The sequence below is a fragment of the Candidatus Streptomyces philanthi genome (assembly GCF_059553635.1).
Map to the genome: position 1 here is coordinate 1 of NZ_JCANQV010000549.1, position 1,843 is coordinate 1,843.

Consider the following 1,843-nt stretch of genomic DNA (forward strand, 5'->3'; position numbering starts at 1 on the left):
ACCAGCCGGGTGCCGGGCGCGAGCCGGGCCAGCGACGGCGGATGCAGATGGTCGGCGTGCAGGTGCGAGAGCAGGACGAGATCGGCGCGGGCGGCCCCGGGCGGCGGCAGCGCGCCCCGGCGGCGCCGCAGATGCGCGACCCGGCCGGTGAACACCGGGTCGGTCAGCACCCGCACCCCGGAGTCCTCGATCGTCACGGTGGCATGTCCCCACCAGGTGATCCCTACCGATCCCACCGCCACCGCTTCCTCCCGGCCCGCCTGCACCGCCCCGATCCTCCACCATCCCCCGGACGGCCGGCCGCGGGGGAGGCCCCGGGGCATCCGCCGCTTCCCGTGCCGCCTGTGACAGGCTGGCCGGACGACCGTGCCGCCGGCGCGGACCGGAACGTGAGGTGGGACGGCGTGCGGACCGCGCGGTGGACAACGCGGTGGGCCTCGGTGGGCGGTGCCCTGCTGAGGGTGCTGGCGGTATGGGCGGTGTCCACGCTCACCCTCCTGGTGCTCGCCGCCGTACTGCCGGACTTCCGCCTCCAGTCCCCGGACGGCGACAGCCTCACCCGCACCGCCCTCACCGCCGCCCTCGGCGCCGGGGCGTTCGGCCTGCTCAGCGCCCTGGTGTGGCCCCTGCTCGTCAGGGCGTTCCTGCTGGTCCCGGCGCTCGTCCTCGGGCTGCTGGTCTTCTTCCTCAACGGATCACTGCTGCTGGTCGCCCTCGACCTGATCCCCGAGGGCCGCGGCCAGGCCGGCCCGCAGACCGCGATGATCGTCGCCGCCGTGATGTCCGCGGCGTCCTCCGCGACCTCCGCCTTCCTCGCCGTACGCAACGACGAGGCGTACCGCAGGCGCCTGGTCCGGCTGGCCGGCCGCCGCGCCGCGCGGGCCGGCACCGCACCCGGCACGGCCGGCCCCGGCACCCTCTTCCTCCAGCTCGACGGTGTCGGCCACGACGTGCTGCGGGAGGCGACCGAGGGCGAACGGCCGCTGATGCCGACCGTCGCCCGCTGGGCCGGCACCAGCCACCGCCTCACCGGGTGGCGCACCGACTGGTCCAGCCAGACCGGCGCCAGCCAGCTCGCCCTCCTCCACGGCAGCAACGAGGACCTGCCGGCCTTCCGCTGGTACGAGAAGGAGACCGGCCGCCTCGTCGTCAGCAACCGGCCGCACAGCGCCGCCGAACTCCAGCGCCGCGCCGTCGCGCGCACCGGGGACGCCGGGCTGCTCGCCCGCGACGGCGCCAGCCGCGGCAACCTCTTCAGCGGGGGCGCCGACCAGGTCGCCCTGGTGATGTCGGTGGCGGCCCGCCGCGGCCGCCGCAACCGCTCCCGCGCCGGCTACTTCGCGTACTTCTCCGACCCGGCCAACGCCACCCGTACCGCCGTCTCCTTCGCCGCCGAGGTCGTCCGCGAGACCGCCCAGTCGCTGCGCTCCCGCTTCCGCCGCGAGCAGCCCCGTGTCAAGCGCGGCGGCCTCTACCCCGTCATCCGCGCGTTCGCCACCGTCGTCGAACGCGATGTGGTCGTCGCCGCCGTCGTCGGCGACATGATCGCCGGACGCACCGCCGTCTACGCCGATCTCGTCGCCTACGACGAGGTGGCGCACCACTCCGGGCCCCGGCACCGCGACACCCACCAGGTGCTGCGCCGCCTCGACCGGTCCCTGGCACTGATCGAGAAGGCGGCCCGGCACGCCCCGCGCCCCTACCGCATCGTGCTGCTCTCCGACCACGGCCAGAGCCCCGGCCCCACGTTCCTGGAGCGCTACGGGCTGAGCCTGGGCGATCTGGTCCGGGCGGGCTGCGGGCTGCCGGTGCCCCGGCGGGCCGGACGGACGCCCAGTGGCGC

At 76.1% G+C, this 1,843-nt stretch carries 2 protein-coding genes; one reads left to right on the forward strand and one right to left on the reverse strand.

All coding sequences use genetic code 11. From position 1 onward, the window contains the following. Window positions 1-236 (reverse strand): MBL fold metallo-hydrolase (locus AC51EU_RS30085; protein ID WP_496270258.1); only part of this gene is annotated, 236 nt, incomplete at its 3' end. A 168-nt stretch (window positions 237-404) separates the two neighbouring features. Here AC51EU_RS30085 and AC51EU_RS30090 point away from each other — a divergent pair. Next, a partial coding sequence (locus AC51EU_RS30090) for a phage holin family protein (RefSeq protein WP_496270259.1) occupies window positions 405-1,843 on the forward strand: 1,439 nt, incomplete at its 3' end.